The organism is Pseudoalteromonas sp. MQS005 (assembly GCF_001661605.1).
GTDB classification, from domain to species: Bacteria; Pseudomonadota; Gammaproteobacteria; order Enterobacterales; family Alteromonadaceae; genus Pseudoalteromonas; species Pseudoalteromonas tetraodonis.
The window spans coordinates 1-17204 of record NZ_LYRQ01000033.1 but is presented as its reverse complement, the minus strand read 5'-3'; the positions used below and the strand labels follow the sequence as shown (position 1 = coordinate 17204).

Annotated in this window: 14 protein-coding genes and 1 other annotated feature; of the genes, 10 read left to right on the top strand and 4 right to left on the bottom strand. The window is 40.7% G+C overall.

What is annotated here, in order from left to right:
• Positions 1-84 precede the first annotated feature (84 nt).
• Positions 85-2661, top strand: coding sequence for an ATP-dependent chaperone ClpB (gene clpB, locus A9479_RS12365; RefSeq protein ID WP_064663568.1), 2577 nt, complete (start codon positions 85-87; stop codon positions 2659-2661).
• A 62-nt stretch (positions 2662-2723) separates the two neighbouring features.
• Here clpB and A9479_RS12360 read toward each other — a convergent pair whose 3' ends face one another.
• On the bottom strand, positions 2724-4271 hold the full coding sequence (locus tag A9479_RS12360) for a PAS domain-containing methyl-accepting chemotaxis protein (RefSeq protein WP_064663567.1): 1548 nt from the start codon (positions 4269-4271) through the stop codon (positions 2724-2726).
• Positions 4272-4698: 427 nt separating this feature from the next.
• Between A9479_RS12360 and gshA the strand changes: the two genes are divergently transcribed.
• Both gshA and A9479_RS12350 read left to right on the top strand, forming a co-directional pair.
• Positions 4699-6276: a glutamate--cysteine ligase gene (gene gshA / locus A9479_RS12355; protein ID WP_064663566.1), complete on the top strand. Its 1578-nt coding sequence runs from the start codon at positions 4699-4701 to the stop codon at positions 6274-6276.
• Positions 6277-6665: 389 nt separating this feature from the next.
• The gene (locus A9479_RS12350) at positions 6666-7274 is read left to right on the top strand and encodes a transglycosylase SLT domain-containing protein (protein WP_013464490.1); all 609 of its coding nucleotides are present in this window, start codon (positions 6666-6668) and stop codon (positions 7272-7274) included.
• Positions 7275-7315: 41 nt separating this feature from the next.
• Here A9479_RS12350 and A9479_RS12345 read toward each other — a convergent pair whose 3' ends face one another.
• On the bottom strand, positions 7316-8584 hold the full coding sequence (locus A9479_RS12345) for an HlyC/CorC family transporter (protein ID WP_013464491.1): 1269 nt from the start codon (positions 8582-8584) through the stop codon (positions 7316-7318).
• 61 nt (positions 8585-8645) lie between these two features.
• Positions 8646-9452, bottom strand: a complete 807-nt coding sequence (locus A9479_RS12340; protein ID WP_013464492.1) for an inner membrane protein YpjD — start codon at positions 9450-9452, stop codon at positions 8646-8648.
• 223 nt (positions 9453-9675) lie between these two features.
• On the opposite strand from A9479_RS12340, the gene ffh reads away from it, so the two are divergent.
• From ffh to tyrA, 7 genes are all read left to right on the top strand, one after another.
• Entirely contained in the window at positions 9676-11055 is a 1380-nt protein-coding gene (gene ffh / locus A9479_RS12335) for a signal recognition particle protein (protein WP_008464738.1), read from the top strand.
• 261 nt (positions 11056-11316) lie between these two features.
• Complete coding sequence (gene rpsP / locus A9479_RS12330) at positions 11317-11565, top strand: 30S ribosomal protein S16 (protein WP_008114468.1); 249 nt, start codon at positions 11317-11319, stop codon at positions 11563-11565.
• Between the two features lie 17 nt (positions 11566-11582).
• Positions 11583-12119 carry a ribosome maturation factor RimM gene (gene rimM, locus A9479_RS12325; protein ID WP_008114470.1) on the top strand — a complete coding sequence of 179 codons (537 nt, stop codon included), beginning with the start codon at positions 11583-11585 and terminating at the stop codon, positions 12117-12119.
• Positions 12119-12886 (top strand): tRNA (guanosine(37)-N1)-methyltransferase TrmD, encoded by a 768-nt coding sequence (gene trmD / locus A9479_RS12320; protein ID WP_008114471.1) that lies wholly within the window; start codon positions 12119-12121, stop codon positions 12884-12886. Before rimM ends, trmD begins: the two co-directional genes overlap by 1 nt.
• Positions 12887-12919: 33 nt before the next feature.
• Positions 12920-13279: a 50S ribosomal protein L19 gene (rplS, locus tag A9479_RS12315; RefSeq protein WP_011327636.1), complete on the top strand. Its 360-nt coding sequence runs from the start codon at positions 12920-12922 to the stop codon at positions 13277-13279.
• Positions 13280-13471: 192 nt separating this feature from the next.
• Positions 13472-14341, top strand: coding sequence for an MYG1 family protein (locus A9479_RS12310; RefSeq protein ID WP_013464495.1), 870 nt, complete (start codon positions 13472-13474; stop codon positions 14339-14341).
• Between the two features lie 282 nt (positions 14342-14623).
• Entirely contained in the window at positions 14624-15757 is a 1134-nt protein-coding gene (tyrA, locus tag A9479_RS12305) for a bifunctional chorismate mutase/prephenate dehydrogenase (protein WP_024602820.1), read from the top strand.
• 62 nt (positions 15758-15819) lie between these two features.
• Here the strand turns inward: tyrA and A9479_RS12300 are convergent, their stop codons facing one another.
• Positions 15820-16977: a chorismate mutase gene (locus tag A9479_RS12300; RefSeq protein WP_064663565.1), complete on the bottom strand. Its 1158-nt coding sequence runs from the start codon at positions 16975-16977 to the stop codon at positions 15820-15822.
• 44 nt (positions 16978-17021) lie between these two features.
• Positions 17022-17144, bottom strand: a sequence feature (Phe leader region).
• Positions 17145-17204: the final 60 nt, after the last annotated feature.

The window sequence follows — 17204 nt, the reverse complement described above, 5'->3', positions numbered from 1 at the left end:
TGATTATTTTTCCCACAATACCTTGAACAAACCCGCTAACATACCCATCTATTAAGTAATTCGTTTTTTTATAGGTAAACCCCCATGCGTTTAGATAGATTTACAAGTAAATTTCAGTCTGCGCTTTCAGATGCGCAATCATTAGCGCTAGGTCGCGATCATCAATTTATTGAACCTGTGCATCTAATGTACGCTTTGTTAAAACAAAGCGGCTCAAGTGTGCGTGCACTATTTGCACAAATGAGCATCAGCGTTGATGAACTCAACACTAAATTATCACAAGAGATAGAAAAGTTATTTAAAGTGGAAGGTGTTGGTGGCGATGTACAGTTGTCAAATAACATGGTTTCACTGATAAACCTATGTGATAAATACGCCCAAAAACGTAAAGATAAATACATTTCAAGTGAGTTGTTTGTATTAGTTGCGTGTGAAGATAAAGGCCCGCTTGGCAGTGTTTTTAAAGCACTTAACATTACTGCGAGTAAGGTTGAAACGGCAATTGAGGCGATTCGTGGTGGCCAAAAAGTTGACGATCCTAATGCGGAAGAAACACGTCAAGCACTTGAAAAGTACACCATCGATTTAACTGAGCGTGCAGAGCAAGGTAAGCTTGACCCTGTAATCGGTCGTGATGATGAAATTCGCCGCACTATTCAAGTATTACAACGCCGTACCAAAAATAACCCTGTGTTAATTGGTGAGCCAGGGGTGGGTAAAACAGCCATAGCTGAAGGGCTTGCGCAGCGTATTATTAATGGTGAAGTGCCTGAGGGCTTAAAAAACAAGCGCGTATTATCACTTGATTTAGGCGCATTAGTTGCTGGTGCAAAATACCGAGGTGAATTTGAAGAGCGTTTAAAATCAGTACTTAATGAGTTGGCTAAAGAAGAAGGCCAAGTTATTTTATTTATTGATGAAATTCATACCATTGTTGGTGCTGGTAAAAGTGATGGCGCTATGGATGCGGGTAACATGTTAAAACCTGCCTTAGCACGCGGTGAACTCCATTGCGTAGGCGCAACCACTTTAGATGAATACCGTAAGTACATTGAAAAAGATGCTGCGCTTGAACGCCGTTTCCAAAAGGTATTAATAGAAGAGCCCTCAGTAGAAGACACCATTGCTATTCTGCGTGGCTTGAAAGAGCGTTACGAATTACACCATTCAGTGGAGATCACCGACCCTGCAATCGTTGCCGCAGCGCAGTTATCGCATCGTTATATTAGTGATCGCCAATTACCCGATAAAGCAATCGATTTAATTGACGAAGCGGGCTCTTCTATTCGCTTGCAAATTGATTCAAAGCCAGAAGCTTTAGATAAATTAGAGCGCCGCATTATCCAATTAAAAATTGAAGATAACGCACTGGCCAAAGAGAAAGATGAAGCAAGTCAAAAGCGCCGTACAGAAATGGTCGAGCTGATCACTGAGCTTGAAGGGCAATACCGTGAACTAGATGAAGTATGGAATGCAGAAAAAGCGTCTTTACAAGGCACGCAGGTTATTAAAGCTGAGCTAGAGCAGGCACGACTTGATTTAGAAGTGGCTCGCAGAGCAAGTGACTTGCAGCGTATGTCTGAACTGCAATATGGACGTATACCTGAGCTTGAGCGCAAACTCGATTTAGCATCACAAGCAGAAATGCAAGAAATGAGCTTGCTTAAAAATCAGGTGGGCGAAGATGAAATTGCAGAAATTTTATCACGTTGGACCGGGATCCCAGTGGCGCGTATGCTTCAAGGTGAACGTGAAAAACTATTACAAATGGAAGAGCAGTTACATAACAAAGTCATTGGTCAAGATGAGGCCGTCATTGCGGTGGCTAATGCCATTCGTCGTTCGCGTGCAGGGCTTGCTGATCCCAATCGTCCAATTGGCTCGTTCTTATTTTTAGGGCCTACAGGGGTTGGTAAAACAGAACTTACCAAGGCACTAGCAGGCTATATGTTTGATACCGAAAGTGCCATGGTGCGTATAGATATGTCTGAGTTTATGGAAAAACACTCAGTTGCACGTTTAGTCGGTGCGCCTCCGGGGTACGTAGGTTACGAAGAAGGTGGTTATTTAACCGAAGCTGTTCGTCGTAAACCTTATTCGGTTATTTTGCTTGATGAAATAGAAAAAGCGCATCCAGATGTGTTTAATATTTTATTACAAGTCCTTGATGACGGGCGTTTAACGGATGGCCAAGGGCGTACGGTTGATTTTAAAAATACGGTTATCATTATGACCTCTAACTTGGGCTCAGATATCATTCAAGAGCAAGCGGGAAGTAATGACTATGATGAGCTTAAAGCAAAAGTCATGGGTGTTTTACATAATGAATTTAGACCCGAGTTCATTAACCGTATTGATGAAACTGTGGTATTTCACTCACTTTCACATAATCATATTAAAGAAATTGCAGATATTCAGTTAAGTAAATTACGTCAACGATTGACAGAGATGGGGTATTTACTTGAGTTGACAGATGCTGCTCTTGAGCGAATTGCTGCCAGTGGCTTTGATCCTGTCTATGGCGCTCGTCCACTTAAACGGGCAATACAGCAAACCATTGAAAATCCATTAGCACAAAAACTGCTTAATAATGAATTTCAACCAGGTTGTATCATTGTCATTGATGCTAACGAAGACGGCTTAGCGTTTACGAGTCGATAATCTGAGCACAGCAAAAAGCCGCTGTTTACAGCGGCTTTTTTGTTTCTATTTTAGGGCGTTTGTTAAACTTTAAAAGTCAGTAATAAGTCATTCACTTTTCTTGAGCCTTCAACTAGTTCAGCCGCACCGTGCGCTACGCTAAAACTCAATTGTAAATTGTCATCCCCTAAGCCTTTAATCTTTTCAACATTACTACCAATGTCTTTACTTACAACCTGCTGCTGTTCTGCTGCGGCTGAAATATCCGTGGCGAGCTGTGAAATTTCACTAATTTGAATAAAAATACTATCAAGCTCTTGTTGTGTTTGTCCTGTTGTATTAACACAGTCATCGGCTTGTTGTTTTGTGCTCTGCATGATTTTAGACCAGCTAAACAAGGTATCTTGAATTTCTTTAATTGAGCTATGAATTTGTGCTGTGGCGTTTTGAGTTCGTGACGACAGCGCTCTTACTTCATCGGCAACGACTGCAAAACCACGCCCATGCTCACCGGCGCGTGCCGCTTCAATAGCCGCATTGAGTGCCAATAAGTTAGTTTGTTCAGCAATCCCTTCTATTTCACTCATGACTTGGCCAATTTTATCCGCTTCAGAGGCAAGCCCCGTTGCTGTGGCGGCCGCTTGCTCAACTTGTACAGCTAAGTCAGACACCATTTTACTGTTATCTGCAATATGATTCTTGATATCAGAGCAGCTTTGATAAGTAATGCCCACTTTATCAGCTGTGTTATTGGTATTGTTAGAGATTTCACCAATCGTGGTACTCATTTGTGACATCGCTGAAGCAATTTGTTCTAGCTGAGTGCCTTGAGAAGAAATACCTTGCTCGGTCAACGTCGATTGTTGATCTAACCCTTGGGCAATCGAATTAAAACTCAAGGTTGAATCTTTTACCCGTCCCAGTACCGTTCTTAATTTAGCACTGAGCATCTGCTCTCTATACTCACTAATGCTGTGTGGGTGCGAGCCACTAAACACATAACGAGATACAGAGTCTGCTTGGCTTTTTTGTTGTTTGAGGGTTGCAGGTGTTATTACCAGCTCATCATAATTTAAAACTAAAATAACAATACATACTAATAAGTTAATCGCGGCAAGCGAAAGAGAGCCCCACATTGCGACACTGGCTAACCAAATTAAAATACCCGCAATGCTCAAACCTTGTCTTAATGATGTGCGTTCGCGCCAGCTAAATAATGATTTATTAGCGTTAATTTTGGCATAGAGCTTTTGCGCTCTGCGTTTTGCGCGTTGCTCTAGTTTTATTCGTACAGACTGATAACCAATAAGTTGGCCATGCTCAAAAATAGGCGTTACAAATGCATCAACCCAATAATAGCGGCCGTCCTTACATAAGTTTTTTACCGCGCCACGCCACGAATGGCCTTGTTTTAAAGTGTCCCACATTTCTTTAAATGCAGCTTTTGGCATATCAGGGTGGCGAACGATATTGTGATTTTTATTTATCAGTTCATCCATCTCGTAGCCTGCGATACTACAAAACTCATGATTGGCATAAGTAATAACACCGCGTAAGTCAGTGGTTGAAACCAACTCTTGGTGTTCTTCGAAGTTAACTTCTTCATCTATTAAGCTTTGATTACGACGCATAGTGACTCTTTATCATTCTTTATTATGGCGGCTATTGTAATTACTAAAACTAATGTACGTTAGTGATATGTGTAAAATAGCAGGAATAAGACATTTTTTTTGATATTTATATGATCTTTATCAATATTAAGCGTAATTGAATTTTTCAGTTATGACAAACTTTTAGGGTTTAACTGTATCTTATCAAAGCGTTTTAAAACGCCATGTTGTCAGCGGGGGGTTATGGCAAATAATATGTAAAAGAAATTGTATATTCGTAGTGGCAATGGCAAGATTATCTTTTATAGCGTGAAACAAAGCGTGTTTAAAATCCAGTAAAAACTATATCTAATAAATTCATATAGTTTTTTCATCGTTTAATCTTGAGTAAAGGTAAAAAGACCCCATAACCTTATGATTAAGCCACTTGGCTCGAGGAAACTTTTTTTTGACAACTTATAATTTAAAGAACACGCTCAACGCGCTATCTAATGCAGATAATCAACAGGCTATTAAAGGCATTATGCGCGGTATTGAGAGAGAATCATTAAGAATTAACCACGATGGTTCTATTTCTAAACAGGCTCATCCTCAAGGGGTGGGCTGTGCGCTCACCAATGGGCATATTACCACTGATTTTTCTGAGTCTTTACTTGAGTTCATTACACCGGTTAGCGAGTCATCAAAGCAAACTTTGCAGCAGCTAAAAGATTTACAAAAGTTCACCCTAGAACATATGGGCGATGAATTATTGTGGCCAATTAGTATGCCGTGCTTTATAAATCATCAAGACGATATTGTATTGGCACAATTTGGCGACTCTAATGTCGGTAAAATGAAAACCCTATATCGCGAAGGCTTGAAGAATCGTTACGGCAGTATGATGCAAGCGATTGCAGGCGTGCATTTCAATATTTCTTTTCCACAAACGCTATGGCAGTCACTGCACTCATTAAAGCAAAGTAATGCGAAACTTGAAGATTTCATATCGGATAGTTACTTGGCGTTAATTCGTAACTTTAAACGCGAACTGTGGTTAATTAGCTACATGTTTGGCGCATCACCGGCATTATGTAGTTCTTTTTTACAAGGGCGTAAAAGCGACTTACCGTTTAAAAAACTCGGTAAAGGCACTTTATATTTGGAAGTGGGTACCGCATTACGATTAGGTAACTTAGGCTATACCAATAGCGCACAATCGTCATTACGAGTAATGTATAACTCATTAGATGAATATGTTGCAGGACTTAAAAAAGCCATAAATACGCCTTCAGATATTTACGGCAGTATTGACGATTACACCAGTGCTACGCCAAAGCAATTAAATAAAAACATTTTGCAAATAGAGAACGAGTTTTACTCGCCAATTCGTCCTAAACGTAATGCAAAAAATGGTGAAACGCCCACCGATGCATTGCTAAGAGCGGGTATAGAATATATTGAAATTCGTGCATTGGATGTTAACCCGTTTAGTGAAGTTGGGATTGACTTAGAGCAAATACACTTTTTAGATGTGTTTTTAACTTATTGTTTATTAAAAGATTCAGCGTCTATGGATTGGCAAGAGCAAACTCGTAGCACTGAAAATCTTGATACTGTGGTTAACCAAGGTCGAGAACAAGGCTTGATGCTTAATTTTAATAATGAGCAGCGCAGCCTAGAATCTTGGGGTGATGAAATATTTAGTCAGCTGAGTGATGTTGCTCAGTGGATGGATACTGCTTACGATGTTGACTACTACTCAAACACTATTAAGCGCATGGCGACTTGGATTCATGATCCGGCATTAACGTATTCTGGTCGTTATGTTGAGCAGTTAAAAGCGTCAGGGTTAGATAATGGCCACTTTGCACTGTCACTTGCTAAGAAGTACAAACAAAGCCATGAAACAGCAAGTTATACTGAATTTTCAAAATCGTGGCTAGAGCAACAAGCTGCAGAGTCGTACCAAGCCCAAAAGGCAATTGAACACGCTGATAAACAATCATTTACCGCGTTTTTAGATACATATTTCAGGGTCTTTTGACCTTTGCGGATTACAATTTGTTCAAACTAGGAGCGGTTTAATCGCGGCGCGAGGTTTGTAACCTAGTGGGCTAGGTAAAAACCGAGCAACAAAGAGTAAATCGCTCCTAGGCAGAACCCGAAGGGCAGCACCTGTTTGGCATTGATGCTGCGTTATCGCCTATTTATGGGGAATAACCACACCACATAGGCTTTGCCTTGCCTAAATACCAAACAAACTGCTGCAAATGCAACCTTGAAAGGTCAACAGACCCAAGTAAGTAGCAGGCAAAAAAAAACGCAGCTCATAGTAGCTGCGTAAATATTCTTTAGGGATGAAACAATGCTGTACTGCTGCATTCATAGATTCAGACCCACACTTTTTTAAAAAGTTCAGTGAGATCTTAAAAAATGAAAAAAAATATTATTACCTTATCTTTGCTGCTCACTATAGCTGGGTGTGCAACAGCTCCCCCAAAGCAACCAGAAGATATTTGTAAAATTTTCGAAGAGAAATCTGACTGGTATTTTGATGCCAAAGACGCGCAGGAAAAGTGGGGCTCCCCAAAACATGTGTTAATGAGCATGATGTATCAAGAAAGTTCTTTTCGCCACGATGCAGCACCGCCTATGGAATACTTCTTATGGATAATCCCTACTGGTCGTGCAAGCGATGCCTATGGCTATTCTCAAGCTAAAACGCCTACTTGGTCTGATTATATTCGTGAAACAGGTAACAGTGGCGCCGACAGAGACGAATTTGAAGATGCGATTGATTTTATGGCGTGGTTTGTTTATAAAACCCATAAAGTTAATGGTGTGTCTAAGTGGGACGCCTACGCACAGTATTTAAATTATCATGAGGGATGGGGCGGTTATAAACGAGGCACCTATCGTAAGAAAAAATGGTTAATGAGCGTTGCCAATAAAGTAAAACATCGGGCAAGCCGTTATGGCGCACAGCTAAGACGCTGCGAAGATGATTTAGATAAAGGTTGGTTAGAGCGATTGTTCTTTTAGATTAGATTAAAAAGGAGCCAGCAGGCTCCTTTTTTATTGGTTTATTTTTTACGTTTGTTTGGTTGAATTTTAACTTGTTTAATCATGTTTTCTTTTACCTCAAGTACTTCAACCGGATAGCCTGCAATACGAATACTTAAATTAGCATCGGGGATATCTTCTAAGTACTCAACAATCAAGCCACTCAATGTTTTAGGGCCGTCTAATGGGAATTCCCAGCCCATTTCTTTATTTAAGTCGCGAACGTTAGCACCGCCGTCGACAATGTAAGAGCCATCGTTTTGTGTGGTTACTTCTTCACTCGGTGTCCGAGTTTGAGTGGTAGTAAAATCACCCACAACTTCTTCAAGAATATCTTCAAGAGTGACTAAGCCCTGAATGTCGCCATATTCATCAACAACAATACCAATACGTTCTTTTGATAACTGAAATTTTAGTAGCTGAGTGTTCAGCGAGGTGCCCTCAGGGATAAAGTAAATTTCACGTACCGCACGCAATAGCGAAGGCTTATCAAACTGCTCTTTAGTTAAAAGGCGAAGCGCATCACGAGAGTGAATAAAGCCAACAGCATCATCAATATTGTCGCGGTATAAAAGCACCCGAGTATGTTGAGCGTGAGTAAGTTGTTTACTGATTATTTTCCAATCGTCATTAATATCAATCGCCACAATTTCATTGCGAGGGATCATAATATCTTCAACGGTAACTTGCTCTAAATCTAAAATAGAGGTCAACATACTTTGGTGACGAGCGGGGATCAGCGCCCCCGATTCATTTAGCACGGTTTTTAATTCTTCTTTACTCATGCTGTGCTCATCTATTTGTGCAGCGCTAATACCAAATAAGCGCAATATACCATTGGTCATCCAGTTAACAACGACAACAAATGGGAAGAGAATTTTTAGTAACCCTTTGAGTATCACCGAACTTGGAAAAGCGACTCGCTCAGGATAGAGGGCGGCCAGTGTTTTTGGCGTTACTTCAGCGAAAATCAGCACCACAAGTGTTAATGCACCTGTTGCTATAGCAATACCTAAATCACCATACAAACGAATACCAATAATGGTGGCAACTTGGGCAGCCGCAATATTGACAAGGTTATTACCAATAAGGATAAGACCTATCAACCTGTCAGGTCGACTGAGTAATTTACTAACGCGTTTCGCAGCACGATGATTCTCTTTAGCGAGGTGTCGTAAACGAATACGGTTGATTGACATGATTCCGGTTTCTGACCCGGAGAAGTAAGCAGAAAAAAGTACCAATAAACCTAAAATGATAAACAGCGTACTTGTCGATATGTCGTCCAACGATGGATCCTTTTTTTATAAACCAATGCGTATTAAGCTAGAGTGAGCTTTCAGAGTCAAGTTAAAACTTATTTAGAACCACTTCTTGTATAAAACGGCTGCCAAAATAAGCGAGTGTGAGTGTAAATGCTGCAATCATAATACTCACTACCACCATTTTCCCTCGCCAACCTCGTTTTACATGGCCAACGGCAATCGTAGCAAAAATAGCCCAAGCAACTAAAGATAAGATTGTTTTATGAATAAACTCTTTGGCAAACATGCCATCAAGAAATACAAACCCTGTAATCAGCGCCACGCTTAATAATACTGTGCCTAAATTTAATAGTTGATAAAGTTGACGCTCTACCACCATTAGTGGCGGTAAATGGCTATGTACTATTGCTAAATCTTTACGTTTCAAACGTTTATCAATAAAGTAAAATTGTACGCCGTAAAGGGTGGCAATAATTAAGATACAGTAGGCTAATAACGACAGTGAAATATGCGCAACTAACGCAAGCTCTACATTAATGCTATGAAGTAAAACGTGATGAGGAATAAACAGGCTAGCAATAGTTAACAGGGCAGCAAAGCCGTATACAACAGGTAATAGCAGTGTCGCAGGGAACTTCAAAGAGACGGTGGTGACACAAAGCACTATTACCCAACAAGTCAGTAATGCAACATTAACAATACTTAAATCTTGGCCATCGGCTCTAAACACCGAGTTTACTAAAAGCAGCATATGCGCCAAAATAGCGACAGTGCTCAGTATTATGGTAATTTTTTGGCTTGGTCCCTGACGATGAAACAATCGCGAAAGCACGTGAGACGTTGCTAACACATAAAATAAACTGGCAATAATAGTTAAACTAATAATCAGCATTTTGCTTTGGCCACTTAATTGAAGTCAAATAATTCGTGTTCGTTATCTGGTCATTGTATTTTATAGCAACGCAAATGCATAGACCCTGTAAAAAGAAACTCAATAAGCAGCACTTCAACACTGTATTGTATGCCACCATTTACGGTATACTATTTTCAATTGAATTTTAATAACATCGACCTTATTAATAGAGTTGATATAAACGTCTTTTCGGAACCGTTACATGTTTGAGAACCTCCAAGAACGATTAGGTAAAACCCTAAAAAATATTAGTGGCCGTGGTCGCTTAACTGAAGACAACATTAAAGATACACTTCGTGAAGTGCGAATGGCATTTTTAGAAGCCGATGTGGCGTTGCCTGTTGTTCGCGAGTTTGTAAAGCAAGTTAAAGAGCGTGCGGTTGGTGTTGAAGTCACCAAAAGCTTGAGCCCTGGCCAAGTATTTATAAAAATTGTTCGCGAAGAACTTGAAAAAGCCATGGGTGAAGCCAACGAAGAGCTAAGCCTTAACGCACAGCCACCGGCGGTAGTGATGATGGCTGGTCTTCAAGGTGCGGGTAAAACCACCAGTGTGGGTAAGCTGGCTAAGTTTTTAAAAGAGCGCAAGAAAAAGTCTGTGCTAGTGGTAAGTGCCGATGTGTATCGTCCAGCAGCAATTAAGCAATTAGAAACCTTAGCAACAGAAGTTGATGTAGAATTTTTCCCAAGTGATATTTCGCAAAAACCAGTTGATATTGCAACTGCCGCCATTTCTCATGCGAAAAAGAAATTTATTGATGTTGTATTAGTCGATACTGCGGGTCGTTTGCATGTTGATAGCGACATGATGGATGAAATTAAAGCCTTGCATCATGCAATTAATCCAATCGAAACGCTATTCGTTGTTGATGCAATGACAGGTCAAGATGCGGCAAATACAGCAAAAGCATTTGACGAAGCTTTACCGCTGACCGGTGTGATACTGACTAAAACAGATGGTGATGCCCGAGGTGGTGCTGCTTTATCTATTCGTCATATTACTGGTAAGCCAATTAAGTTTATGGGTGTGGGTGAGCGCACTGATGCCCTTGAGCCTTTCCACCCAGACCGAATTGCTTCACGTATTTTAGGCATGGGTGATGTACTTTCATTAATCGAAGAAGTCGAGATGAAAGTAGACAAAGAACAAGCGGCAAAAGTAGCACAAAAAGTATTTAAAGGTGATGGCTTTACGCTGGATGACTTTGCTGATCAACTAAAGCAAATGAAAAACATGGGTGGCATGATGTCGATGCTCGATAAACTGCCTGGCATGCAAAACATCCCAGATGCGGTTAAAGGGCAAATGGGTGATAAAACTTTTATTCAAATGGAAGCGATTATTAGCTCTATGACCAAAAAAGAGCGTGCACGCCCAGAAATCATCAAAGGTTCGCGTAAAAAGCGTATTGCTGCGGGCTCTGGTACGCAAGTACAAGAGATCAATAAACTGCTTAAGCAATTTACGCAAATGCAAAAAATGATGAAGAAGATGAAAGGTAAAGGTGGCATGCAAAAAATGATGCGTGGCATGAAAGGGATGTTACCACCTGGCATGATGGGTGGCGGTGGTCCAAAATTTTAATAATTTAACCTTTAATACCCCCAATACGAGATAAAAAGTAATCAATAAAGAGGCAAAATGCCTCTTTATTGTTGAATAAACTATGCACAGAATAGCTTATTCATATACTTTTTCATCTTGGATCACGGTTTAATCTACTAAACTGGCTTTTTGCATCACTTCTTACTTGCATTGTTGCTAAAAACTCGTACAATTCACCGGCTCCCCATACTGGGGAGTAAATCTTATTAATGAAAACAGTCAATCTATTTAGAGGACGGTATGGTAACTATTCGTTTGCAACGTGGTGGCGCTAAAAAACGCCCTTTCTATCAAATTGTGGTTGCGGATAGCCGTTTCTCGCGTGACGGTCGCTTCATCGAGAAAGTAGGTTTCTTTAACCCAATTGCTTCAGGTCAAGAAGAAAAACTTCGTTTAGATTTACCACGTGTTGAACACTGGTTAGGTCAAGGCGCAGGTCTTTCAGATCGTGTAGCTAAATTAGTTAAAGACGCTCGTAAAGCGGCTTAATAGGCGTAAGTGTAACCATGAGTCAAGAGAACACCTCATCAATAATTGTCGTAGGAAAGCTCGGCGCCCCATATGGTATAAAGGGCTGGCTTAAGGTGCATTCATTTACTGATGATCCCCAAGGGATCTTCGATTTCAGCCCGTGGTTGATAGGGCAGCAAGGTAAATGGCAATCCTTAGAAGTGGTCGACTGGCGTCGCCACAACAAAGGCTTTATCGCTAAGTTTGCGCAAGTAAATGACAGAGACCAAGCAATGGCTTATACCAATGTAGAAATTTCTGTTGATTCAGCGCAGCTACCAGAATTACCGCAAGGTGAATTCTATTGGCGAGATCTCATCGGCATGTCGGTTGTAACTGATAAAGGTTATAACTTAGGCATTGTTGATGACCTTATGGAGACAGGCTCAAATGATGTACTGGTTGTGAAAGCAAACAGTAAAGATGCATTTGGCCAAGCAGAACGTTTAATTCCTTTTTTAACTGATTCAGTTATTCAAGAAGTTAAATATGATGCGAAAGAAATTACTGTAGATTGGGATCCAAGCTTTTAATGAGTCAAACAAGTTCGTTGTGGGTAGGGGTTATCAGCCTTTTCCCGGATATGTTTGATGCAATTACAACGCAAGGTGTAACCGGTCGTGCTGTTAAAAATGGCTTAATCGATTTTAACTGCTGGAATCCACGTGACTATGCAACTGATAAGCATAGAACCGTAGATGATCGTCCTTACGGGGGCGGGCCAGGCATGTTAATGATGGTTGAACCATTAAAACAAGCCATTCTTGAAGCCAAACAGGCTGCAGGTGATGGTGCAAAAGTAATTTATATGTCGCCACAAGGGCGCAAATTAGATCAGCAAGGGGCTAGCGAACTCGCAAACTCTGAAAAACTGATTTTAATTGCCGGTCGCTATGAAGGTATAGACGAGAGAATAATAGAGTCGTACGTTGACGAAGAATGGTCAATTGGTGATTTTATTTTGAGTGGGGGTGAACTACCTGCCATGACATTAATTGACGCAGTTGCGCGATTAGTGCCAGGGGTGTTAGGACACAACCAGTCAGCAGAGCAAGATTCATTTTCGGATGGCTTGCTAGATTGTCCTCACTATACACGGCCAGAAACATTGGACGACAAACAGGTGCCTGCTGTATTACTCAGCGGAAACCACCAAGAGATAGCAAAATGGCGGCTTATGCAGTCATTAGGTAGAACTTGGCTTCGCCGTCCTGACTTGTTGCATAACCTAGCTCTGACTGAGGAGCAAGCGGTATTACTCGCGAAATTTCAGCAAGAGTACCAAAAAGCTTGTGGCTAGAAGACAGTTACACCTAGGAAAGTGAGAAACATAATGGCAAAAGTAAACCAAAATATTATTAAAGCGCTTGAAGATGAGCAGCTTAAAACAGACGTACCTGCATTCGGCGCTGGTGATACAGTAGTTGTACAGGTAAAAGTAAAAGAAGGTGCTAAAGAGCGTCTACAGGCCTTTGAAGGTGTTGTAATCGCTAAGCGTAATCGTGGTCTTCACTCAGCATTCACAGTTCGTAAAATCTCGAACGGTGAAGGTGTTGAGCGTGTATTCCAAACGCACAGCCCTCTTATTGATAGCGTAACAGTTAAGCGTCGCGGTGCGGTTCGTCGTGCTAAGCTTTACTATCTACGTGAGCGTTCTGGTAAATCTGCACGTATTAGAGAAAAACTTAACTAATACGCGCTGTTTATCAACGCAAAAAAACGGGTTGCAACCTTTGGGTTGCAACCCGTTTTGGTTTTAATGCTATTGCAATTTTTATATCGCTACATTTAAAAACCAATACACACCTTAACCAGCATGCGTTAAAGTGTGGTTCACTTCAAAGCACAATATCTTCTCACTTCTTGCAAAAAATGATGTACAAAAATGAATGATAAAACGATAGTTACGCACAACGGCAATTTTCATGCAGATGATGTTTTTAGTATCGCTGCGCTTAAAATTATTTTCCCTTCTTTTACCCTGATACGCACACGCGATAATGCGATTATTAATGACGCTGATGTGGTTATTGATGTCGGCGGCCAATATGACCCAGAAACTGACCGGTTTGATCATCATCAGCGCGGCGGTGCCGGTGCTCGCGAAAATGGGATTCCTTTTTCGTCATTTGGCTTGGTGTGGAAAAAATATGGCTTAGCAATATGTGATGATAATCAAGATGTGGCGAATGCAGTTGATGCAGGGCTTGTATCAACTATTGATGCCATTGATTGTGGTCATGTTGAAGGTGTTGCTACAGGCATTAGTTTAAGCCAAACAATTTCTATGTTTAACCCAACATGGGAAGAGGAAAGTAATTTTGATGCTGCTTTTGATCAAGCGGTGGAATTTGCACACACTTTGCTGCTTCGTTTTGTTGCCTCAGCGCAGGGTGGTTTAAATGCTAAAAAGATTGTTGCTCAAGCAATTAAACAAGCAGACGATCCACGATTAATCGTACTAGAGCGTTATACGCCGTGGAAAAAAACCGTACATAGCTTATCAGAAGAGGCGCTATATGTAGTGTATCCATCGCATTCTGGTAAGTGGATAGTGCAAACGGTACCTGCAGAGCTAGGCTCGTTTGAAGACCGAAAGCCATTACCTGCACCGTGGGCTGGATTATCTGATAGTGAATTTCAAGCAGTGACCGGTATAGATGATGCTATGTTTTGTCACAATGGCTTATTTATCGCCGGTGCAGAATCATTCGAAAGTGTTATGTCGCTTGCGACTATGGCATTGGAATATTAGATAAAAAGTGCTAATTAAAGTGGCTATTAAGCCACTTTAATTTTCATTGTTTAAACTCGGCATAGACTTACATTTTTATATGCTTTTTAATTCACTTTACGCAAGCTGTGTTCTATTCATTTAATTATCCTACCTTGGTCGCAGTTGAGTGACTCATACTGATCTTTTCACTAATTAGCCTTTTAACCCCTAACGTATCCTGTTAGTATTTATCGTATTGATTAGTTTACTTTTTTGTAAGTATTTATTTACGATTTTGCTTTTTTTGGATGGAATGAGAACGTGGCAGAGATAAGTGATTTAGCGCAGCTAAGAAAAGGTATAGATGAATGCGATGCGCAACTGGTTGCCTTACTTGCAAAGCGCAATGGTATTACTCAACAAATTGGCGCAATAAAACAACAAACTGGCGCGCCACTACATGCACCCGATAGAGAAGCTGATTTATTAGCTGCACGACGCCAAGAGGCAATTAATCAAGGTGTAAACCCTGATTTAGTCGAAGACATTCTCAGGCGCATGATGCGTGAAGCTTATCAAAATCAACAGGCCAAATTAGCTTGTGCCGACTCACAACTATCTCCGATTGTCATTGTTGGTGGTGAAGGGGCAATGGGGCAGCTATTTGCAAAACAATTTCAGCGCTCGGGTTACGAAGTTAAAGTTTTAGATAAAGCCCAGCAATCACAGGCAGCAGAGATTTTAAAAGGCGCAAAACTGGTGATGATCAGTGTGCCAATTAATGCCCTCGAAACGGTTGTTAACGCGTTACCTAAACTCGATGATGATTGTTTGCTGGTTGATATTACATCGGTTAAACAAGCGCCGTTAAATGTGCTCAAAAAAGTTCACAATGGCGCTGTTGTTGGCTTACACCCCATGTTTGGTCCTGATATTTCTCATTGGGTGAAACAAACTGTGGTGGTATGTGAAGGGCGTAATCCTGAAATGGCACAAGGTTTATTAAAGCAGCTACAAATTTGGGGCTGTCAGTTAGTAGAACTTGATGCTAAAAAACACGATGAAGCGATGCAAATCATTCAGGTTATGCGCCATTTAACCACCTTTGTGTACGGTCAGTTTTTAGCAAAACAAGGACATACACTGGCAGAGCTGCGTAGTTGCTCATCACCTATTTATCAGTTAGAGCTGATGATGGTCGGTCGTCTCTTTGCGCAATCGCCAGAGTTGTATACTGATATTATGCTGGCGCAATTTGATAATGTAGAAAGCTTATTAGCGCAGTATCAGTGTTTGTTCTCAGAGACGCTTAAAAAGTTAAAAGCAGGGGATAAGCCAGCCTTAATCGATGCCTTTGCTGATGCAAAAGCCTACTTTTCTGACTCCACAGCGCACTTTTTGACACAAAGTCGCAGTTTATTAAATAAAGCGAACGACGCCAAAGTACTCGATTAAACGTGACAGATTAATTAAAACTAAAAAAGGGCCCGCAGGCCCTTTTTTAATGTTGCTTTAGACTAGCTTTGTACGCTCACAGCTTGCAGTGATTCGCTTTGATAACAGCCTAATATGCGTACGTACTGGGTATGCTCTTTAAGCTCTTCTAACGCATGTTTCACTTGGCTATCAGCAAGGTTCGCTTCTAAATCTACATAGAATACTTCTTCCCATGGATTTCCTGGTACAGGACGAGACTCTAATTTTACTAGATTTATATTATGCTGTTTAAAAATCATCAGCGCATCGGCGAGTGAGCCTGCTTGCTGCTTAGTTGCCATAATTAAACTGGTTTTAGTGGGGATTTGTTTAGATACATGTAGCGGTTTACGTGCAACCACAATGAAGCGACTATGGTTTTCTTTTTGATTAGCAAGATTGGCCTTAATGACTTCAAGCCCTACATTTTTACCTGCTTGTGCAGAGCCAATAGCCGCACTGTTAGGTGTTTCAAGTGCTGATTTTAATGCACTCGATGTTGAATCGCAGGTTTCATGTTGCAAATCGCCAAGCCCTTGTAAAAAACGGCTACATTGAGCAAACGGTTGCGGGTGAGCAAACACTTTGGTTAATTGGTTAAGTTCTGTGTCTGGGGCGGCTAATAAACAATGCTCTACGCTGTGAGTGACTTCGCCGACAATAGAGACTTGCGCGTGCTGGAGTAAATCAAATACTTCATTAATACTGCCTGAGCTGGTATTTTCAATCGGTAACAAGCCAAAGTCGGCTTGGCCATTTTCTACTTTACCGGTGATCTCATCAAAAGAACTACAGCCAATTTCAATTAATTTGCCTGGTCGGCGACTAAAGTACTTATGACACGCAAGTTGACTGTAAGATCCTTGTCCGCCTAAATAGGTCACCCGATGGGTTTCACTTAGCGCATCAGGGTTGAGGCTTTTTTGCAGCATAGCTTGTTGATGTAATACTGAGTCTTCTAATATGGTTTGAAAAACATTATTTACATAGTAGGCATCTAAACCAAGAGATTTACCATAACCGATTAATTTTTCGAGTAATGCTAATTCACGTGCTTCATCACGAATTGGTTTATTATTCGCTATCTTATATTCAACAACACCATGGCTAATACGGCGTCGCTTCGCTAATAACACAAGTAGGTCAGAATCGATTTCATTTATATCGTGCCTAAGCGTGTCTAAAACATCATTGCTCATTTGGTTTTCCTCATTCCAAAAATGTCACTGTATTTAACAGCGTAAACAAAAAAGCCTCCCAGTTGGGAGGCTTTACTATTCGATTGATTTTATCTCACAAACAGGGAAGCCTCTTCTATATAAAGAAGCTAAAAAAAGATAAGAAAGTAAGTGAGTATTTTATATTCATGCCCTTAATGTATGAAGAGTAACCTCTAATGTCAACAAGCACTTATATTAAATAGGTT

Coding starts and splice junctions, on each gene's coding strand:
- ffh (WP_008464738.1), top strand. CDS start 9,676: ATGTTTGAGAACCTCCAAGAACGATTAGGTAAAACCCTAAAAAATATT.
- rpsP (WP_008114468.1), top strand. CDS start 11,317: ATGGTAACTATTCGTTTGCAACGTGGTGGCGCTAAAAAACGCCCTTTC.
- A9479_RS12360 (WP_064663567.1), bottom strand. CDS start 4,271: ATGCGTCGTAATCAAAGCTTAATAGATGAAGAAGTTAACTTCGAAGAA.
- rplS (WP_011327636.1), top strand. CDS start 12,920: ATGGCAAAAGTAAACCAAAATATTATTAAAGCGCTTGAAGATGAGCAG.
- trmD (WP_008114471.1), top strand. CDS start 12,119: ATGAGTCAAACAAGTTCGTTGTGGGTAGGGGTTATCAGCCTTTTCCCG.
- rimM (WP_008114470.1), top strand. CDS start 11,583: ATGAGTCAAGAGAACACCTCATCAATAATTGTCGTAGGAAAGCTCGGC.
- clpB (WP_064663568.1), top strand. CDS start 85: ATGCGTTTAGATAGATTTACAAGTAAATTTCAGTCTGCGCTTTCAGAT.
- A9479_RS12350 (WP_013464490.1), top strand. CDS start 6,666: ATGAAAAAAAATATTATTACCTTATCTTTGCTGCTCACTATAGCTGGG.
- A9479_RS12300 (WP_064663565.1), bottom strand. CDS start 16,977: ATGAGCAATGATGTTTTAGACACGCTTAGGCACGATATAAATGAAATC.
- A9479_RS12310 (WP_013464495.1), top strand. CDS start 13,472: ATGAATGATAAAACGATAGTTACGCACAACGGCAATTTTCATGCAGAT.
- A9479_RS12340 (WP_013464492.1), bottom strand. CDS start 9,452: ATGCTGATTATTAGTTTAACTATTATTGCCAGTTTATTTTATGTGTTA.